The following is a 20,245-nucleotide window of genomic DNA, read 5'->3' on the forward strand; positions in this document are numbered from 1 at the left end:
AATACAATTATTTGTTTTTTTGATGTTTTTAGAACTGCTAGTTCTTCTATCTTTTAAAATAGCGCAATCTTATCGTTGCTTGTTAGTTGCCTACTTTTATCAATGTTAAAATTCTATTATAAACTGTAGACTCCTTACTATCAGCATCCTGAATGTCAATTTTCCATCTTACATCCATAATATCGTCTACTGCAAAAGAAGAAATACCATGCAAAGAAATATCTGAAGGGTTTTTTAAATGCGTTCTTGTTCTACTAGAATTAGGTAGTAGTGTGCCATTTTTATAAAGACTAAAGGTGACCTTGTGTTTCACATCTTCAATAATGGTGTCCGAATCTCCAGCTTCATAAATGTTTCCAGTAACCATTTCAGGAGTAAAACCCGTGATAGCACCGCTATTAGTGCCAATATTACCAGTGTACGTGGAAGCTCCCGTATTTGCAATGCCTCCCAAACTTGTAAATATTATAAAATTAGATAATGTTTTAAAATCAATCAAACTTTCACCAGTAGGCAATGTAAGTGCACCAGGTCCACTTGAAATTGCCCCAGAAGTGGTTAGCAACCGGCCTGTTACGATACCGTTTGCGGCTACAGCGACGGCAGATCCATGGGAGAATAGCGTCCCGGATATGGTTGTACCCGCTCCCAAGCCGATTGCTCCATCTGCAATCCAAAAAACATTTTTGGCACTGGCACCGTTTACCAAAGTAACACTTGCACCTGCCCCAGTATTGAATGCGCCGGTAGCTCTGATTAAAAAAAGTGCTTCAGGATCTCCTCCACCATCTAAAATAAGACTGTTTGCAATGGAGGCAGCTCCAGGAATATCGTACACCCCAGGAAAAAGGGTCTCTCCACTCCCAAAAACTAAGGGGTGTGTGGTGTCTGTTACTGGGATTGCCATAATGTCGTCATAAATTGAATTTAATTCTGAAACTCCTGTAGATGTATTAAATCCATAGGTATGGGATGCTGCAGGGATGCTAACTTGACCATTAAAAAAAATTGAATATGTGCCTGCTTCTGCGATGGTCTTACTCATTTGATCCACCACGGTATACGAAGTTGAGGAGGTGGAGATTGCGGTTCCGGCATCAACAGAAAGATATGCAGGGCGCACCCAATCTACCCAGGAGTTTCCGTTATAAAATGTAAACAGATTTGTTGTTGTGTTGTAAAGAATTAAACCAGTTGCAGGGGAGGTTATATTATTTCTTTCTGCTGTTGTCATCCTTGGAGTCAGCATGCCTTTACTGTTCGTTCTCATTTCAAGTATCGAAGAAGGATCCGGAGTAATTTCAGCGTTACTGATACCCACAGACTGTGCTATTATATTATAATTGCTACTGATCATCAAAATGATGAGCAATCCCAGAAAATTTAATTTTGATTTCATTTGTTTTGTTTAAAAAGTGACCATTAAAAATTTTTATTTTTTCAGCTCATAAAAGGATACAAATACTTATTTTTAAATTCAAAATATGGTATAAAGATATGCATTTTTATTTCCCTTGTGTTTCTCTAGTTTTTTACCTATTTATTAATCTATTTTTTTTATCCTTTAAAATATACCTTTTTATTTTGGTGCAATAAAGCCGCTTGAATCGGTATCGGTGTGTCATCTAATAAAGCTTGTACAAAAGCACCTTTGTATTTTTTTATCAATTCAATTATGTACGCTTTTGCTTCTTTATACGTGTCGAACCGTCCTAGTCTATATTTTGTGGACGCTTTTTCTTTGTAAATACGAATGTTCTTTAGATTCTGAAATTTTTTATTTTCTTTTTTTGATGTGCCTATTTGTACTGTAAAGACTAATTTTTTTCTATTTTTTTGAGTGGAACACTATTTTTTTGGATAGAATCCTTTCCTAAAACTAATTTCTTTTCCGATATAATTGGTTGAAGTACAAAGTCAATACCTTCGACAATATCTCCTTCTTCGGACATTCGAATGATTATTGGTTGTGCCATTGGAGTGGCTTTGTAATCTAACGTTTTCATTTGTAATGAATCAACCTGAACAGAATACTCCCCTGGCTCTAGACCTAAATAGCTATAATATCCATCGGATTCACTTAACACTTCTGCTACTTTTTGTTTCTTTTTATTGTAGATAGCGAGCGTAACACGCCCCTGTCCTTTCATTTCTTGACCTGCCAATAAATATACCATACCATTCACTTCTCCTACAGAAATAATAGGTACGAATATGCGTTTGTACTGATTTGGATCAACAAGAACTTGATATGTATTGCGTTTAAATCTCCAAGAAATATAATCCAAGGACGTATTTGAAAATTCAATATTGTAATTTACAAAAGCATTTAAATCGAAAATTCGCACAGTGAAATCTTTACCACTTATTTCTGCAACTCCTCCTGAAACATTAACCGAGGACAGCAATACTTTTTTTTCTCCAGGATCTAATTTTCCATTTCGGTTCAAATCAAGGAAAGGATAGAATAAAATACCTCCCTTTCCAACTGCAGAATTGTTGCTTGTGTGTATGTAATTATTACCTGCTCCAAAAGCCAAACTTCCTTGGGCATTTTCTGAAAACATAAGGTTGTTATTGCTAAAAGAACTTGACAAGCCAACGCGAGAGAAAGGCAAATCATATTTGAAATTCACAAAAACATTGTCGTTTTTGAATTGTAAATTTCGCTCATACGAAACGGAAAAGTACATTTTTGAGATTCGCTTCTCAATTTCTGCACCAAATCTAACTACATGATTTGTATTTATATTATAGTTTATTGAAGGCCTCATCACAAGCCCACTATTAAATCGGTATGACAAGTTTAAAATAGAGTTCATTTGAGCAGGACTGGAACCAACTCGGTTTATAAATGAGGAAGAATTAATATTGAATTGTTTGTAATAGCCAGAGAACGTGAAGTCAAATTGATTATAAATAAAAGATTGATATTTAAATTGATTGAAATTAAATTTTGTAAAACCAGAAAATAGTTGGGCTTTAAACGGCATAGAAAACCTTATTTTTAATTCTTCTAGCGCATTAAACCGAACGGCAAGTTGGTCTGCTTTGAATTTAGAATAATTAATTTCTAAAAAAGCACTTTCTGTAACATAGAAATTTAGTAAACTTTTGAACCTCACGTTGTGTGCATATTCGAAGTTTAAAATCATTTTTGAAAAGGGCTGAATGGCCATTTTTGCAAAAGGGATATAAGGCGTGTTGGGGATACTTGATAAATATTCTAAACCACCACCAACGGTTAAAAAACGGTTAACTCCGTAATTAAATCCGATTTGCGAAAAACGACTGCCTTGGCCATCTTGTAGAATTCCGGATGTTGCATTGTATTCTAGCGTATTTGCAGGTACAAATGTGTAGGGTGTATTCATAGTTCTCTCTTCCGTTCGTTCTTCGCCTAAAAGACCATAAAATTTTAATTTCAGAGTAGTATAGCCGTATACAATAGGAACTTTAAAGGCGTATAAGCCAGAGGCATCAGCCACGGTGTAGTCTACTAAAATATCGTTAATATAGAGTTCTACAGTCCAGTTGGGCTCTGTACTGTCGTTAATTGTAAAAGTACCACTTGCTTTTCTAATTGTATTCGGAGAATTATTAAAAGTTACTCCTACTAATGGAGCATTTAATTGAGAAATGCTCTGACTGAAAAGAGTGCCTATTTGTGCTTGTGTAATCAATTTTTTGTCATTGTCAATCCAACGCCAATTGTATTGAAGTTGTCTGGAATCAAAATTATATTGGTCATTATACGTCAGGGATATATTTGCTTCTCCAAACAATAATTCAGTTCCAAGTCCTAGACTAACAGAATTGGTATTTGTATTGTTCGTGGTTTGAACAGAATTAAAAGCCCAATCTACTGAACCGAAGCTAAACAAGTGGTAATCTCTTTGAATTATGGTATCTGCAATACTCGGTTTTCCTCGTAATTTTGAAATATTATTTCTAGTTTCCTCGATTCTTAATTGTTTTAGAAAGGGAAGTTCAAAAGTGGATGATAATTTTGCAGAAAGGGATCTAGGGTTAAATAACACGTTGATGCCAAAAGCTTCTGAGATTATGGATGCTGCAATATATGTAGTTCCAAAAATTTCTACATAACCATTTGAAATATTAAAGGATTGCGCACCAACAGTAATTTTATCTTTTTTAAAATCAATTTTATAAAGGTTGTTTTCATTCTTAATAAATCCAATGAAATCGCCGTCTTGAGAAATACATTTGATCTTTAATTTTTTGAATATATCCTTAACATTTAAGAAAAGTTGGTTTTTGTCAGAGATGAGTACATCCGTCTCAAAATTGAAACCATTTGCCATGTATATGGTAATAAACAGTTCATCGTAGTCAGAAACTGCTATTTTTTCTACATTTTGAGCTACACTTTTAGGTGAATACAAAAAGAATAAAAGTGTTATGGGAATTATAAATTTTGACAAAGTCCCTCTAATAAAATCAATTATCTTAACCTTGAGAGCGATACATATATTCATTATTGTTGGTCAAAAGAAATTTCAAAATTTCCTGAATAAAATCCAGGTGGAGCATTTCCTGGAATTATAAGGGTGCCTCCTACACGCAAAACGGTTATAAAATTACAGTTGTTTTCCACTGTAAATGATGCTCCATTGATACCTTTTTCTGTGGGACCTATATTGAGTGTGAAGACGCCTCCATTACTTCCACTTAGGATAGTCGTTGGGGCATACGTAATCGCAACGTTTCTTCCTTGGCATAATCGCACTTCAAAAATTGCAGGTCTTGCAACAGAATTGGGTGCTGGAACGATACTGCCTGTAGTTGTCCTAATCCCTTGCCAATCTACAGAAACGCTGCCACCGGTACCTAAATCATAAAATTTTCCAAAATAGAGGCCTTGCGTGGCAGCCACAGTTAATGCTCTTTCGGGCAACGCAGGCTGTGCAAAAGAAACTCCTTTGCATGAAAGTAAAATTATTACTGACAATAATAATTTTATGAAAAATCTATTTAATTTAGCTCTTTTCATAAAGGTTTTAAAATTAAATTCCTAAATCCAATTCTTTCGCAGCAAAAACCTGTGGTTCTTCTGCATTTTCACGGCTGATATATTTTACTTTTAGGATTCCCTGCTTTAAATTTATATCTGAAGATTTATTCAATTTTATTGTGACGTATCGTTTGTTAATATTGGTGTAAACTGCGACCCCTTTCTTGACTCCAATCAAATAAGATTCTCCTTTTTTTGGAAGGTATTCCACTGTGAAATCTCCATAGACAGATATATTGCCATTTCTAACAACAGTGAAATTTAGTACATTTTCCTCTTCCCTTATTATTTTTAAATCAGTTATCGTCGTTGTATTGGAAAGGTCTCCAGTTCGGATTATAATGGGAATACTAATACCAAATATAGGAACTAATTTAACCGAAAAAGCTTTTATGGTATCTTGTTTTTCGTCTCCTAAAGCCGAATAATCTTTTTCAGATCTAAAATATAAGTGGGAGCGATATTCACCTGATTCCATATCGGTTCTCATCCTTCGCTGTAGCATAACAACCTGCGCTTCTCCTGGTAATAAAGTGACTTTCCGAGGATATATTCTAAGATAGGGATCCGCGAACATTTGGCCTGGATCTGGTTCTGTAATTACTGAAAAGCTTCCGTCCTCATTCATGCGACGTTGAACGAAGGAGACTGAAAATGTTGTTGTTTTTGAACCGGTATTTAGTAAATTAAGAATCTCTTTTATCTTTCTACCCTCGAAAACAACTCTATTTGGGGTGATTAACAAATCTCCTTGTGCATGTGTTTTATAATGTTGATTCCCTAAAATAGTGGCTAATATTAAAAATAATAATTTATTCTTCATAACGAGGTGTTGACTAGTTAGCGAAACAAATATACTTTTAATTAAAAGATTCAACAATCGATTCTAGTTGTAATCAACACTTATTGGGAAAGTACCGTTGTATGTGCCTCCTAGTTGTCCTGCAGCTATCGTTAACTTTCCTCCAACTTTGAAGGAATCGTTTCCATTTGCGTCTAGTGTACTCGAATTATTAATGGTATTTTGAGCGGCTCCATTGAAACGTGCTGTCATCTCCGTGATGTTCATAGTACGCACACCTGCTCCAGTTGCACCTGTTGAATGTGTCACTACTATCGAGGTTGGTAATAGAATTGCATAGGTTTCACCCACATTACCACTTACAGTATAGCTTGCATTGGAAGCTGCTGGCGTTGAAGCTGATGCTGCAACCCCTCCAGAGTAACTACGAGTTATATTATCAGCAGGTAAAACCACTGTACCACCTGTAGCATCGGTTAAAATATTAGCTCCAAAATTTAACGCACTCGTTTGTGTAAGCTTCATTGCGATCAATAACTCAGCACTTGCATTTGTAGTTGCCGAATTTTGAGAAAATGTGTTTGGTGCAATTATGGCTATCATTAGGATAGCAAAAAAGTTTATTTTTTTCATGATAGTGCTTTTTACCTCGCTATTTTTTGAATTGTCTTATTATTAACAATAATAGTACGCTACAAAGGTACTGAGCTAGGTGATTATGAATGTTACATAATTTTAGATATAACTTTCATAATTTAGTTCACACTACATTCTGTCTTCAAACCAATTTAATTGTTTCTCCATTTTATTATATGTTAAAATGGTTGTAATAATTTTTTTTAATCGTAAAAAAGCAGTTTCATTTTTCACTACATAGTCAACGGCTTTGTGATGCAGGCAGTCTACAGCAACCTCTATTTTATCTTGGGAGGATAGCATTATGGCTGGAATTTTATCATCTAAATATTTAATTTTATCTAGCGTTTCCAAACCTGTCATTGCAGTTTTAACAACACTATTTAAGTGATAGTCTAAAATAATAATGTGTGGATCCTCAGATAAGCTTGCGATGCAAAGCTCGCCTGTCGTAAAAGTTTTTATTATAAATCCACCATGTTCAATAAACTGAAGTTCTAATAATTTTAAAAAAATTGGGTCGTCATCAACGAGAAATAGTTTTATTTTATTTTTTTCTCTTGCTCCATTTAGCATTTCTAAGCTACTGCTATTAGGGTATTTGCCAATTTCTTCTAGTGGTTTACGTCTAATATTTTTTAATTTCAAAAATTGTGAAGGAGAAATGCCAACTACTTTTTTAAACTGACTGGATAAATGGGCTACGCTGCTGTACTTCAGTCTAAAGGCAATTTGTGTAATTGTTAGTTCACCATAGGTAAGTAATTCTTTTGCTTTTTCAATTTTGTGTGAAATTAAGAATTGCTCAATTGTGGTTCCTTGAACTTCAGAAAATAGACTGGCTAGATAGGGATAATCGTGATTTAATTTATCACTTAGATAATGTGAAAAATTTATTTTAACTGACGCTGTGGAGTGATGAACACTTTCGATTACAATGTTTTTAATTTTTTCAATCAATATTGCCCTGCTGTCATCCATTAGCTCAAGTCCGATATTACTTAAACCAATGCGCAGTTGTTCTCGATATTTGCCTGAAATATCCTCCATGACATCAACTTCTCCTAAGCCAATTATATTAAAGTGGAGACCAAGTTTGGTTAACTCTTCCTTTACCGCTATTTTACAACGGGTGCTTACCATGTGTTTTATATATAATTTCAAAGCCTTAGGTTTTAATTTTCTTTAATTCTTTTTCCAATTCTTTATTTAGCTCATTATATGCTTGTGCTAGCGTGCTTTCAAGCAGAGCTAATTTTGCAGGTATTAAATCAAGGTCCATTTTTTCACTTGCAGATTCTTCTATTTGTTTGGCAATTATACGAATCTCTTTGGGCAAACCTATTAAATCCAATGTTGGTTTTATTTTATGCGCATTTCCGTGTAGCCCTTCCCAATCAGAAGCAGCTGAACACTTATTAAGTTCGAACATCACAAGAGGGGTTTGTGTCAAAATTAACTGTAGCATTTCTGTTACAAACTTAGGGTTGTTAGGTCCATGACTTTTAAGGTAATCCAAGTCACAAATTTTCTTGCTTGTATCTTTTTGAGTTTCCTTGTTCACAAGAAGAAGAATTTTACTTAATAATTCTTTTTCGTTAATAGGTTTCGAAACATAGGCATCCATTCCTTGATCTTTGCATTTATCTGCATTTTTTTTAGTAACGTCAGCTGTAAGTGCTATAATCGGAATTGTCGATTTTGGTGGTTCCATTTTATTCCGAATAAAGGTGGTCGCTTCCCATCCATTCATTTCAGGCATTTGTAAATCCATCAAAATTAAATCATAATTATTTTTCTTTAACAATTCAATTGCAACTTTACCATTGCTAGCAATGTCTGATTTAAAACCAAAATCGTGCACGATCGTTTGTGCTAAAAATTGATTGATGCTGATATCATCAACGATTAGTATCTTTAAAGGAATCTTAGATTTTAATTTATGTAGGGTGGTACTATTTTTTTTGGTTTTAACTTTCGTTTTTTCAGATTTTATTAAAGGGATCGTGAGGGTAAAAGTGCTGCCAATTGATTCCTGACTTTTTACAGAAATACTTCCGTGCATTAAATCTATCAATTGCTTTACAATATTTAACCCTAGTCCCGATCCTCCGTATTTTCTTGCAGTATTATCACTACTTTGAATAAAAGGATCAAAAATATTTTTTATTTTATCGGATGGAATGCCAATTCCTGTGTCAGAAACGCTAATTTCTACATTCACCTTATTTTCATCTTGGTGTAATAAATTCAGATGTACATTAATAGTTCCACCAACAGCAGTAAATTTCAGCGCATTTCCAATAAGATTAAGTAATATCTGATTGATGCGCACAGTATCTCCAATTAGCCATTTTGGAATATTTTTATCAAATCGTGTGTTTAATGTTTGCTCTTTTTCACCGATGCGCAATTCAAAAGTGCTCAGTACAGAATTCACTAAGTTTGGCAGTTTTAAATTCGTTTTTTCAAGGATCATTTTCCCTGCTTCTATTTTGGATAAATCTAAAATATCGTTTACAACCACTAATAAAATATCGCTGGATGTTTTAATAGCATTTAATTGGTGTCTTTGTTTTTTAGTGGCGTTGTCGCGCAGTAATATCTTAGTAAATCCAATAATACCGTTTAAGGGGGTGCGTATCTCGTGACTCATATTGGCTAAAAATTGATCCTTGAATCCAGCCAATTCTTCCGCTTGCTCTTTTGCTAGTATCAGTTCATTTTTAATCTCCTCTCGTTTGGTAATATTACTTGCAGCGCCAATTATTCTAATAGCTTTTCCATCTTCGTTGCGCACAATAAAACCTCTGTCGTTTATGTATTTGTAATCCCCTGTAGGTCCTATAAAACCATATTCAAATGAAAAATTATTTTGATCTGAGGAGGCTATTATTTTTTCCAATAACTTTGTAATTCGATTTTTGTCGTCAGGGTGAATATATGCATTCCAATTTGCTTTTTTATCTATCGGTCGTTTTTTGTCAAAACCATATACTTTATCAAAACCCACAGCGCTCCGATAAATTTTTCCTGTTACAAGATTCCAATCCCAGACGGCATCATTTGTAGCTTTTGTGGCTAAATGATAACGCTCATTCGATTGTTTTAATTTTTCTTGGTTTTTTTTTAAATTTGTAATACAGCGTATAATACCTCTACTGCCAATAATTTCCTTTTTATGATTGTACAAAGGCTCTCCTACGCGTTGTATCCATCGATTTTCATTTTTTAAATTTGTTATTTTTAGCTCGATGTCGTAAAGCTTGCCATGCGCAGCAAGTGAAGACCTGGCATTTAAAAACTGTTGTTTTGATACTTCATCAAAACAATTAAGAAGGATTTTTTCTGATGGCACTCCTTCTCTAGGATCGGTTCCGTAAATTGTATGCACTGTTTTCGACCAGCTCGTTATTTTCGTTTTTTGATCAAATTCCCAGTAGCCTATTTTTGCCATTCTACCAGCTTCCTTCAAAACGTACTCATTTTCTTTTACGAGCTTTTCTAGGTTTTCTTTAATTAAAAATTGTTTTTCTAATTTCCTTTTTACAACCGTTATAAGTTCCTCTGTATTTACAGGTTTTACGAGATAGTCCTCGGCACCTGCATTCATTCCTGTTCTAACGTCTTCTTTTTCACCTTTTGCAGAGAGAAAAATTAACGGGATCCCACTTGTTTTTTTATTTTTTTGTAGTTTTTCGAACATCTCAAAACCGTTTAACTTTGGCATAAGTATGTCTGAAACAATAAGGTCGGGGAGTTCTTGCAAAGCCATATAAAAACCAGTTTCTCCATTTTCTGCTTGAAAAACTTGATATCCTTCTAACAAGAGAATGTCACAAACTTCTTCTCTTATGGCTAATGTATCTTCTACAATTAATATTTTAAACATCGTTGTTGTTTAGTTTTGGGAGTTTTGCAGTAAAAGTAGTCCCTTTTCCAATAGCACTCTTGATAATTATTTCTCCATTCATTATTTCTATAGCTTCTTTTGCAATCGATAAACCGAGACCTGTTCCCTGAATTAGGTCAACATTTTGACCTCTTGAGAAAGGATGGAATATTGTTTTGAGTTCTCTTTTTGAGATTCCAATTCCGAAATCTGTCACCGAAATGATTATATTATTTTTTTCCGAAGAAAATTCTACGGTAATTTTTTTACTGTTTCCAGAATATTTTACAGCATTACTGATAAGGTTAGTAAAAACATTTCGGCCTAATTTTTTATCTATAAAAATTATGTTCTCTTTCAAATTATTAGGGTCTATCAGTGCTATTTGGTGGGATTGTTCTTGAGAAATAGAAACTTCTTCAATTATTTCTTTCATAAAATCTCCAAGATGCACATTTGATGGATGATTTTTCAGCTTACCTGCACCCGCTTGTCCAACAATTAAGACATCATCTAATAAACGGGTCATGTGTAGCACCTGATTTTCTATTTTATATAGTTTTTGTTCAACGATACCTGGTTCCATTTTACCCCAGTATTTTTTAATAGAACCTGCAGCAAAATTGATTGCTGTTAGTGGCGTTCTAAATTCGTGTGATGCAGTTGAAACAAATTTTGATTTTAACTCATTCAATTCTTTCTGCTTTTCTAAAGCCTGATTTAATTTCAAGGTTCTTTCTTTTACCTTTATTTCTAACTCGTTTCGGTATCCTACCAGTTCGGTAATATCCTGACCTACGGCCAATACACCCGTTACATTTCCGTGTATGTCGCGTCGGGTGCTTGAGTTTACTAACAGGATTACTTCTTTATTGTCTTTAGCCACTATCGCGAATTCGAAGTTTGCGGTTTGTTTTCCTTTTAAAACCATATACAATACTTGTCTTGCTCCTTTTTCTGATTTTTTAGGTGTAAATATGAGCCAGTTAATGCCCAATACCTCTTCTTTTTGGTATCCGGTAACCCTTTCAGATGCTTGATTCCATTCGTTAATTAAACCAGTCTTGTCAATACCAAAAATAGGAGTACTTGAAGTTTCAATAAATTGTCTTAGCTCTTTTGCTATTGCCAACTCCTCAACACGTTTGTCTTTTTCTTTATTGGCAATAATTAACTCATTGCCACGCTTGTCTTTTTCTTTATTTTGAAATGCAAGTTCTGCATTTGCAATTGTCAACTCTTTCGCTCGTTTTTCTTTTTCTTCTTTAGCTATTATTAGCTCATGAGCGCGTTTGTCTTTTTCTTTATTTTGAAATGCCAACTCTGCATTCGCAATCGCTAGTTCGTTTGCGCGTTGTTCTTTTTCTTTGTTTTGAAAAGCAAGCTCAATGTTTGCGATGGCCAATTCTCTTGCGCGTTTTTCTTTTTCTTCTTTTGCTAATATTAATTCTTTCGATCGTTTGTCTTTTTCTTCATTTTGATATGAAAGATCATACATGGCCTTTGCCAACTCTTTTACGCGCTTGTCTTTCTCTTTATTTTGAGAGGCTAGCTTTAAGTTGACTGAAGCTAATTTTTCAGCTTGCTTTAAAAGAGCCTGTCTTTGCTTTACTTGCGCTGTGATGTCAAATTGAATGCCTACATATTTTACTATTTTTCCATGGATATCTGTAAAAGGCGTAATAGTCATGTCTAACCAAATGAAATCAGTACTTCCTTTTGCTTTGTTAATGATTTCACCTTTCCAAACTTTTCCAATATTAATGGTGGACCATATGTTCTTCAAAAAGTTGCTGGGATGTTTTCCACTTTTTACGACGGCATGACTTTTACCAATGAGCTCTTTCCTTTGATATCCGAACATTTTACAAAAGTTGTCATTTACAAAGATTAAATTACCTTCAGCATCTGTCTCAGAGACGATGGCTGCTTCATTCAAACAAATTATTTGCTCTTCAAGCTCAATTTTAATATTTGCAAGTTCAGCTGCCCTTTCGTCCTTTTCTTGATTTTGAAAAGCTAGCTTGATATTCAAAGAGTGCAAAGCATCAAGAGAATTTTGAAGTTCTAAACTTTTTTTCTTGAGTTGCTTTTCTGATTTATTTCGCGCATTTTTTTCTTTTTCTATCTTTTTTTTAAGCTTAATTTCTGCCTTTTCATTCGCTGTAATGCAAGTAAGAGAGATTCCAACTCTTCCTTCCCTGATTTTCCAAGCTGAAACAAAATAATATTTATCAAATTCAGCGCCATAACTTTTGAAGCTTAACGGTTTTCCAGTTTTATCTACACTCGCAAAAGAACTGAGCCAATAGTCTTCAATAATGCCAACTACAGCGGTGATTTTCTTGTCAATTAATTCTTCTTTGGTTTTATTTAAAAGTTTTGCAAAAGAAATATTTACATTTCTAATATAAAAATCTACAGGCTGCTGCTTTTCATCATAAATAAGCTCGATGACTTCAACCATTTCTGACATTGAATCGTAAAGTGCTTCGTAGTGATTCTCGTCTGAAGGTTGAATTAGGGTCTTCTTGAGCGCTGTGCGTTTTGTTATAAGTGTTTCCTTTGAGTTTTTACTCATGTGTGTATGCTCTTTGGTTTTAAGGTAAATAGAAAAGCTAAATCAATCTAAATTATAGTCCTATTCGAACGAAATACCTTCTGTAATAACTTCGATTTTAGAAGTTTTTTTGAAGCAGATTAAAATTTTAAGTAGATATTTTAAGCCAATTTATAATTTTTAAACAACAATGTCGTCAAATTTTCTTTTTAAATTAAAACTAACAGAAATATTAGTCTTGCTATTGTAATTTTTCAACAAGATATTTTCGAACCGCATTTTTTAAAGTGTGTATAAAGGATACCTGCGTTCATACGAATACCAAACTAAGATTGATGGTTTTAAATAGATAAAAGAATATATTTTTTCAAAGATTGAATAGGGCTTATTTTGATTCAAAACGAGAATTCAATGACTATGGATGCGCTTTTTTATGGTAAATTAAAGTTCGTTTTTTTTATTAGTTTCTCTTTTCTTAATGGAAATAATAACCGTTTTAGAAGTAGGAGTGTTACTCTTTTTAGCCACACTCTTTAGGGGGACTAATACATTTGCTTCTGGGAAATAGGTTGCAGTGCATTGTTTTGGAATAGCATAGGATACTACTAAAAAACCTTTAGCAGTTCGCTTTTCGTTATTAAAGTGGCTCGTTAAATCAACCAAATCTAACGGCTTTAAATGCTGCGTTTTCATATCCTCTGGGTTCATAAAAATAATACGCCGCTCATTTAAAACACCCCTATAACGATCATCCAAACCATAGATAGTTGTATTGTATTGGTCATGCGTTCGAAGCGTCATCATCATAAATTGACCGGTCGCTAAGAAGATATCAGAAGGCATATTTAAAGTGAAATTTGCTTTTCCTGAAGGGCTAGGAGTGAAGTCATTTTCTCGGGCAGTATTCGGCAAATAAAACCCTCCTTTTATCCGAACGCGCGCATTGTAATTTTTGAATCCTGGTATTGTGGCTTCAATCTTTGTGCGTATGCCATCATAATTACTTATTAATTGCGTCCAATTTGTTCGAGTCTGTTGCAGCGTGGCATTGGCCATTCCTGCAACGATAGCAGGTTCGCTCAACAAGTGTTTAGAAGGCGGATTTAAAGGACCGTGCGATTGCTGTATGATGCCCATTGAGTTTTCTGTAGTAACAAATTGGGGTATCGCACTTTGCAGGTCTATTTCCGAGCGACTTAAACAGGGGAGGATTAAAGCTGTTTTCCCATGAATTAAATGACTTCTATTTAATTTGGTTGAAATTTGTACGGTAAGATCACATTTTCTTAAAGCTGCTGCTGTAAACTCGGTATCAGGAGTTGCGGAAACAAAATTACCGCCCATTCCAATGAAAATCTTTGCTTTTTCGGCATGCATAGCAGCAATGGAGTCCACCACATCTAAGCCATGCGCTCTTGGTGCTTTGAAATGAAATTCTTTTTCGAGCGCATCAAGAAAAGAGGCTTTTGGCTTTTCCCAAATACCCATAGTCCGGTCTCCTTGCACATTAGAATGTCCACGTACTGGACAGGTACCTGCTCCTTTTTTTCCAATACTTCCTTTCAATAACAAAATATTCACCAGTTCTTGAATATTGTCTACCGCATTTTTGTGCTGAGTTAACCCCATAGCCCAGCAAATAATAATTTTTTCGTTATTGATAATTAGGGCGGTAGCTTCTTTTATTTTCTCCATTGCAATGCCCGTTTGCGGGAGGAGATCTTCATATGAAAAGCGGTCTAAATCTGCTAACATTTCTGGCAAACCACTTGTTTTTTCAGCGATAAAAGCATGGTTGAAAACGCTCCCGGGACGCTTGTTTTCTTCGACTTTCATCAATTTTAAAATAATTTTAAGCAAAGCAACATCTCCATTAATTCTTACGGGTAGAAATACATCAGTTAAATTTTGGCCTTTTCCAATCCATTTTAACGGATTTTGAGGATCTTTATAATTCATTAAACCAACCTCTAGTAAAGGATTTATCGTAATTATTTTACCGCCATTTTTTTTAGTCTCTCCCAAAGCAGACAACATTCTTGGGTGATTGGTTCCTGGATTTTGGCCAATAACGATCACAACATCTGCATGGTTAAAATCATCTAAAGTTACAGATCCTTTTGCAATTCCCAGTGTTTCTGAAAGGGCAACGCCGCTAGATTCGTGACACATATTCGAACAATCAGGTAAGTTGTTGGTGCCAAACTCCCTTACAAACAGTTGGTATAAAAAAGCGGCTTCATTGCTAGTCCTTCCTGAGGTATAAAAAACAGCTTGGTCTGGAGAATCCAGCGCATTTAGTTCCTTTCCAATCAGCGCAAAGGCAGCTTCCCAAGAAATTTCCTGGTAGTGATCTTTCCCTTCGGGTAAATATATAGGGTGTGTAATACGGCCACTTTTTCCAATTTCATAATCTGATAATTTAGAGAGTTCGATTACAGAATGTGTTGCAAAAAATAAAGGGGATACTTTATTTTTAGTAGCTTCTTCTGCCACCGCTTTGGCACCGTTTTCACAATATTCAGCTAAGAAAGCGCGTTTTGCGTCAGGGTCTGGCCAAGCACAACCAGGGCAGTCAAAACCATCCTTTTGATTTAGATTTTTTAACAGTTGAATGCCTTTGAGCACACCCACTTCCTTTTTTATATGGGTCAATGCAGATACGATCGCTGGGAGGCCCACCGCGGTTGAAGGAATCTTTTTAAGCTGAATTCCGGTTAGTTTTTCAGGGGGTTGGGCATTTCTTTCTTTAGACATTCTGTACGTTTTTTATAAACTCAGGATTTGAATAAATGGTCATTTTTTGTTCGCGTGTAAACCCTATAAGACAAATTCCAAATTCTTTTGCGAAGTCTACTGCCAGAGAAGAGCAAGCAGAAACTGCAATAATAACGGGTATTTTAGCAATAAATGCTTTGATTACAATTTCGTAGGAAACCCGTCCGCTAACAAGCAGGTATTTTGCTTTTTTCAATTCACTTTTAAGCAGAAGTGTGCCAACTGTTTTGTCTACGGCGTTGTGCCTTCCAATATCCTCTTTGAGGGTCAAGAGTTCTTGATTTTTATCAAAAATTGCTGCGGCATGACTTCCTCCTGAAGCTTTAAAAGTCTTTTGAAGCAGGTGCATGTTAGAAAACATAGCACGCACTATTTCTGTAGAGAAATAAGTATTTGAGATGAGTTTCTCACCCGCCACCTGAAGATCTTTTAATTCTTTTTTTCCACAAATTCCACAGGAAGAAACAGAAAGAAGAGTCCTTTTATTTAAGTACCCTTTCCCCAGCGCCTCTTTTGGAATTTGTACGTTTATGATTGTGGGAATTTTGTCTTCTTCTTGAAGTATTTCAAACGTAAAACCAGCAGTCCTCTTATAGATATCTTCTGCATACAACAAGCCTCTTACAAGCTCCTCGTCATTGTCTGGTGTTCTCATAACGACAGTATAGGCCGTTTTATTTATATTAATTTGCAGCGGAGCTTCTACGACAAGTGCGTCGGTTACGCGTACTTTTTGGCAGTTTGTAATTTTCAGCCCTTGATAGGATCCGGTCTGCATATGTTATAGCATTATGATTTCTTCACAAATTTACAGAAAAAGTAAGCGGCAAAGAATATTAAAGGAGCGAAATGCGTATATTTTACTAGGCTCTAGATTTCAAACGCTGAAAAAAACAGTGTAGTGCGAAAAGATAAAATAAAAAAGAGCGCAACAACGCAATGGTGCTTAGAAACAAATTTCTATTCTTTGGAGCAAAAAATAACGATCAATTGGTTGTTTTTAGATGTAGTAAAAAACAGAAATAAAGTACCACCTTCTTTGATTTTAGTCTCTTGTCGTATCTGAGCGACTGTCTTTGGGAAGTTTCTAGTGGTAATATTTGCTTTTTTGTGTGAAACTAGTTTGCCAATTTGCTTCTTATCATAAGAAAGGACGGTTTCAATTTTAAAAATTCTACCAGGAAAAGCTATTAAATTTTCTGAGGTGTACAGGTGTGAGTGTTGGTGTAATTTAAAGATGGATAGTTGTGCAGAAACTTGATGAAATCCACCAGATTTTAAGAGTGCAGCATTGGGCTCATACAGGTACAATAGCGGCTCGGAATATTCAGATTCTGCTGGTGAGTTCCATAAAAAATTAAAGTGCTGCGTCTTGTTTTTAAGGATGTTAATCGTTTTTACTGGAAGGGTACCTACAAATCCTTTCTCTAATAAAAACAAGACTTCTTTAACTTCGTTATCAACAGCAACCACGTGTATTTCTTTGACGAATTTCAGTTCATTGATGGCACTTGTAATGTCTAGTATTGGAGAGTTTTTTAAAAGCACCTGTTTCGATTTGCTAAAGAGAAAATCAAGATGATCTGGCACGTTTGGTACACAATCTTTTAGCAGAAAGACCTTCTCTTTGCGATCGTTTCTTCGGGAAGGATCGACATAAATACAATCGAAATTTTCTTGTTTATTTTTAAGATACTGAATGCCGTCTCCAAAATGTGTGACAATTGTATGCTGCTTTAATTGCTGATAATTATGTGCAACAATAGTGGAAAGCGTTGCATCAATTTCACAGTGTATAACCTCTTTAAATTGTTTTGAAAAATAATAACAATCAATTCCAAAGCCCCCTGTAATGTCAACAATCACATCGCCCTTTAATAGTTTAGATTTATAGTCAGCGGTAATTTCTGATGAGGTTTGTTCAATACTAACTTTTGGTGGATAGTAAATGTTTTCGGAAGAAAACCAAGTGGGTAGTTTTTTTTCAGATTTTTGTTTTGCCACAATCTGATTTGCTAATTCTTGAATAGAAGTTTCTTTAAAAGGACTTCCCTTTAGAATAAGTTTGGTGAGATCTGACTTTAGATTCTTGTCGATAAACTTTTGTACATCAGATTTTAGTAGCTGTAAATTCAACGAAATTAAATGTTTTTAGTTAAGGATTTTACAATTTTATTGTCAGACAAAAATTCTTTTAAAATAACTTTCAAAGCGGTGTACATCGGAACGGCTGCAATCATTCCTAAAATGCCAAAAAGTAAGCCACCAATAACGATGATCAAAAATATTTCTAAGGGATGTGATTTTGTAGTTTTGGAAAAAATAAGGGGCTGACTCACAAAATTGTCCACCAATTGCGCCATTAAATACCAAAATAAGATCCATATAGAAGTGGGCAACATTTCTGTTTGGAAGTCTAAGCCAATATTACTGGTCATGGATAAAATAAACATAATGACAGCACCAATTATGGGTCCAACATAAGGAATTAAATTCAGCAACGCGCATAAAAAGGCGATTACAAGAGCGTTGTCAATGTCAAAAACTAATAAAATAAGGGCATAAAAAAAATAAAGAATTGTAATTTGTGACAGTAATCCAATAAAATATCGGGACAATAGACTATTAATAGCTTCCAACGACTTAGAAAATCGACCTTCTTTTCCAGTTGGAATAAGGGTCATCATGCCGTTTTTTAATAAATGTCGGTCTTTCATAAAAAAGAAAGAGATAAATAATACAGCAAACAAACCAACACTTAAAGAGCCGATAGCCTCTAAAACTGCATTTAAAAAGTTTGGGATTTCTTTAAAGGAAGCAAGGAGGTCTATGTTTTTTAATTCATTCAAAACGTCAATTCCTTTAGACAAGAAATAACTGTTGATTTCTGCATAGATTTCTTGCACACTTGCTTGCAAATCGTCTACTTCCAGTAGCGACAAACTTTTCCCTTGTTCAGCAATTAATGGGATAAATAAAACAATCAAGCCCGATAAAAAACTCAACAATAAGAGCATTGTAAAAATAACGGCAAGCGTATTCGGAAACTTTAATCGCGTGCATAAGAATAAAATGACCGGCCTTGCAATTAAAGACAAGATGCCTGCGATAATAATATAGAAGATGACCGATTGGATTGTGAATAAAAAAGCACCGCAAAGGAAAATCCCGATGGATATTCCAAAAGCTTTTAAAATTCCATTTGTGATTATTTTTGAAGTCATTTGTTGTACGCTTTAACAGTTCCCATACTCAATTCATTTCCGCTAGAAAACGTATGATTTGTAGGTAATAGTGTGCCGCTTTCCGTTTTTTTCCAACCTTCCCAAGTAGCAAGTACCCCGTCCATGTTTAAACTTGGAACAAACATATTATAACTTGTAGGGATATCTGTTGCGTCTAAATTCCATAGATAGGAATCGCCAGGAGTGGAACCTCCAGTGGTATATTTCACTAGTAGTGTTTCATTACCATTCACTTTTTTAATGCTTCTTACAATTCCTTTTTCAAATAATTTGTGCGGTGCAACCAACCAAAAAGAGTCATTATTAAAAATATTCCATGCTTTTTTAACACGCGTAGTATCGGGCGTTTTCTGTTCTTTATTGTTGAAGAAAACAGTACTGTTTTTTAAATTTGTGGTGTGTAAATTTACGCGGATAGTATCCCAAGAAACATCTACAATATTGTCTTCCTTGTCCCATTTAAAAAATCGTTTTCCTCCAAAACTCCATTCTAAAAAACGGGTGTTTTTATAAGCGTCGTGATGTATTGCTTTTAAAATTCTCTTTGCTAAAATATTGGCTTTTTCATTAACAGCTTTCACATTTCCCAAAGTAATTTCTAAACCAAATAAAGATAGGGTATGTTTGGTTGGTAATTTTATACCAGATTCTGTGTTTTTCCAGTCAGACCAGGTCGCTGCAAGTCCTCCAATTGGGATGATGTTAATCCACATTTTAAAAGAAGTAGGGAGGTAGTTTTCATCTAAAATCCATAAGTAAGAATCCCCAGGAGTGCTGCCTCCAAAAGTGTAGGTTATTAAAAGTGCTTTTTTTCCTTCGTAATTTACGAGCCGTCTTTCTGCTCCGGAATCAAATACTTTATAAGGAGCAACTAGCCAAAAAGAGTCATTGTTGTAAAAGTCTATCGCTTTTTTTAGAACAGCTGCATTTTCTACTTTTTCATCGTTCATAAAAACTGTTGTTTTTATTGAATTTTTTGTGTGTAAAATTACTTTGTTCTGATCCCAAGAAATTACAACGATGTCGTCTTTTTTGTTCCATTTATAAAAATGGTTATTTCTAAAGTTCCATGTGATGGTTTCAGTATTTTTGTACGCCTCATGGTTTAGTGCATTTAGCATTTTCATAGCCAAAGCATCAGCTGATTTTCCTTGCTCTCCCTCAGGAAGTGGCTCGTTTTTAACAAAGTATAAGATAATTAGGGCCCCAATTAATACAAAAAGAACCACTCCTAAAAATTTAAAAAATTTCTTCATTTTGACATTGTTAAATTTAAAAAGCTAAAATATTACTTTTT

13 protein-coding genes are annotated in these 20,245 nt (G+C 34.7%); all 13 read right to left on the bottom strand.

Translation table 11 applies throughout. From position 1 onward, the window contains the following. Nucleotides 1-82 precede the first annotated feature (82 nt). Nucleotides 83-1,399, bottom strand: a complete 1,317-nt coding sequence (locus PI23P_RS08090) for an ice-binding family protein (protein WP_004570310.1) — start codon at nucleotides 1,397-1,399, stop codon at nucleotides 83-85. A gap of 418 nt (nucleotides 1,400-1,817) precedes the next feature. Next, on the bottom strand, nucleotides 1,818-4,499 hold the full coding sequence (locus tag PI23P_RS08095; protein ID WP_004570311.1) for a hypothetical protein: 2,682 nt from the start codon (nucleotides 4,497-4,499) through the stop codon (nucleotides 1,818-1,820). Further along, nucleotides 4,499-5,014: a DUF4402 domain-containing protein gene (locus PI23P_RS08100; RefSeq protein ID WP_004570312.1), complete on the bottom strand. Its 516-nt coding sequence runs from the start codon at nucleotides 5,012-5,014 to the stop codon at nucleotides 4,499-4,501. The genes PI23P_RS08095 and PI23P_RS08100 overlap by 1 nt, the downstream gene beginning before the upstream one ends. A gap of 13 nt (nucleotides 5,015-5,027) precedes the next feature. After that, on the bottom strand, nucleotides 5,028-5,858 hold the full coding sequence (locus PI23P_RS08105; RefSeq protein WP_004570313.1) for a fimbrial biogenesis chaperone: 831 nt from the start codon (nucleotides 5,856-5,858) through the stop codon (nucleotides 5,028-5,030). 63 nt (nucleotides 5,859-5,921) lie between these two features. Beyond that, the gene (locus PI23P_RS08110; RefSeq protein WP_004570314.1) at nucleotides 5,922-6,470 is read right to left on the bottom strand and encodes a DUF4402 domain-containing protein; all 549 of its coding nucleotides are present in this window, start codon (nucleotides 6,468-6,470) and stop codon (nucleotides 5,922-5,924) included. A 132-nt stretch (nucleotides 6,471-6,602) separates the two neighbouring features. Further along, a complete protein-coding gene (locus tag PI23P_RS12905) occupies nucleotides 6,603-7,637 on the bottom strand; it encodes a helix-turn-helix domain-containing protein (RefSeq protein ID WP_367888915.1) in 1,035 nt (344 codons plus the stop codon). Between the two features lie 4 nt (nucleotides 7,638-7,641). Next, nucleotides 7,642-10,365, bottom strand: a complete 2,724-nt coding sequence (locus PI23P_RS08120) for a response regulator (RefSeq protein WP_004570316.1) — start codon at nucleotides 10,363-10,365, stop codon at nucleotides 7,642-7,644. Beyond that, on the bottom strand, nucleotides 10,358-12,946 hold the full coding sequence (locus PI23P_RS08125; protein WP_004570317.1) for a PAS domain-containing sensor histidine kinase: 2,589 nt from the start codon (nucleotides 12,944-12,946) through the stop codon (nucleotides 10,358-10,360). Before PI23P_RS08125 ends, PI23P_RS08120 begins: the two co-directional genes overlap by 8 nt. Before the next feature lie 420 nt (nucleotides 12,947-13,366). After that, nucleotides 13,367-15,682: an FdhF/YdeP family oxidoreductase gene (locus PI23P_RS08130; protein ID WP_004570318.1), complete on the bottom strand. Its 2,316-nt coding sequence runs from the start codon at nucleotides 15,680-15,682 to the stop codon at nucleotides 13,367-13,369. Beyond that, the gene (gene fdhD / locus PI23P_RS08135; protein WP_004570319.1) at nucleotides 15,675-16,481 is read right to left on the bottom strand and encodes a formate dehydrogenase accessory sulfurtransferase FdhD; all 807 of its coding nucleotides are present in this window, start codon (nucleotides 16,479-16,481) and stop codon (nucleotides 15,675-15,677) included. Before fdhD ends, PI23P_RS08130 begins: the two co-directional genes overlap by 8 nt. Before the next feature lie 182 nt (nucleotides 16,482-16,663). Beyond that, nucleotides 16,664-17,839 carry a THUMP-like domain-containing protein gene (locus PI23P_RS08140; protein ID WP_004570321.1) on the bottom strand — a complete coding sequence of 392 codons (1,176 nt, stop codon included), beginning with the start codon at nucleotides 17,837-17,839 and terminating at the stop codon, nucleotides 16,664-16,666. 5 nt (nucleotides 17,840-17,844) lie between these two features. Further along, the gene (locus tag PI23P_RS08145; RefSeq protein ID WP_004570322.1) at nucleotides 17,845-18,927 is read right to left on the bottom strand and encodes an AI-2E family transporter; all 1,083 of its coding nucleotides are present in this window, start codon (nucleotides 18,925-18,927) and stop codon (nucleotides 17,845-17,847) included. Further along, nucleotides 18,924-20,204 carry a hypothetical protein gene (locus PI23P_RS08150; RefSeq protein ID WP_004570323.1) on the bottom strand — a complete coding sequence of 427 codons (1,281 nt, stop codon included), beginning with the start codon at nucleotides 20,202-20,204 and terminating at the stop codon, nucleotides 18,924-18,926. Before PI23P_RS08150 ends, PI23P_RS08145 begins: the two co-directional genes overlap by 4 nt. Nucleotides 20,205-20,245 lie beyond the last annotated feature (41 nt).

This window comes from Polaribacter irgensii 23-P (assembly GCF_000153225.1).
Taxonomy (GTDB): Bacteria; Bacteroidota; Bacteroidia; order Flavobacteriales; family Flavobacteriaceae; genus Polaribacter; species Polaribacter irgensii.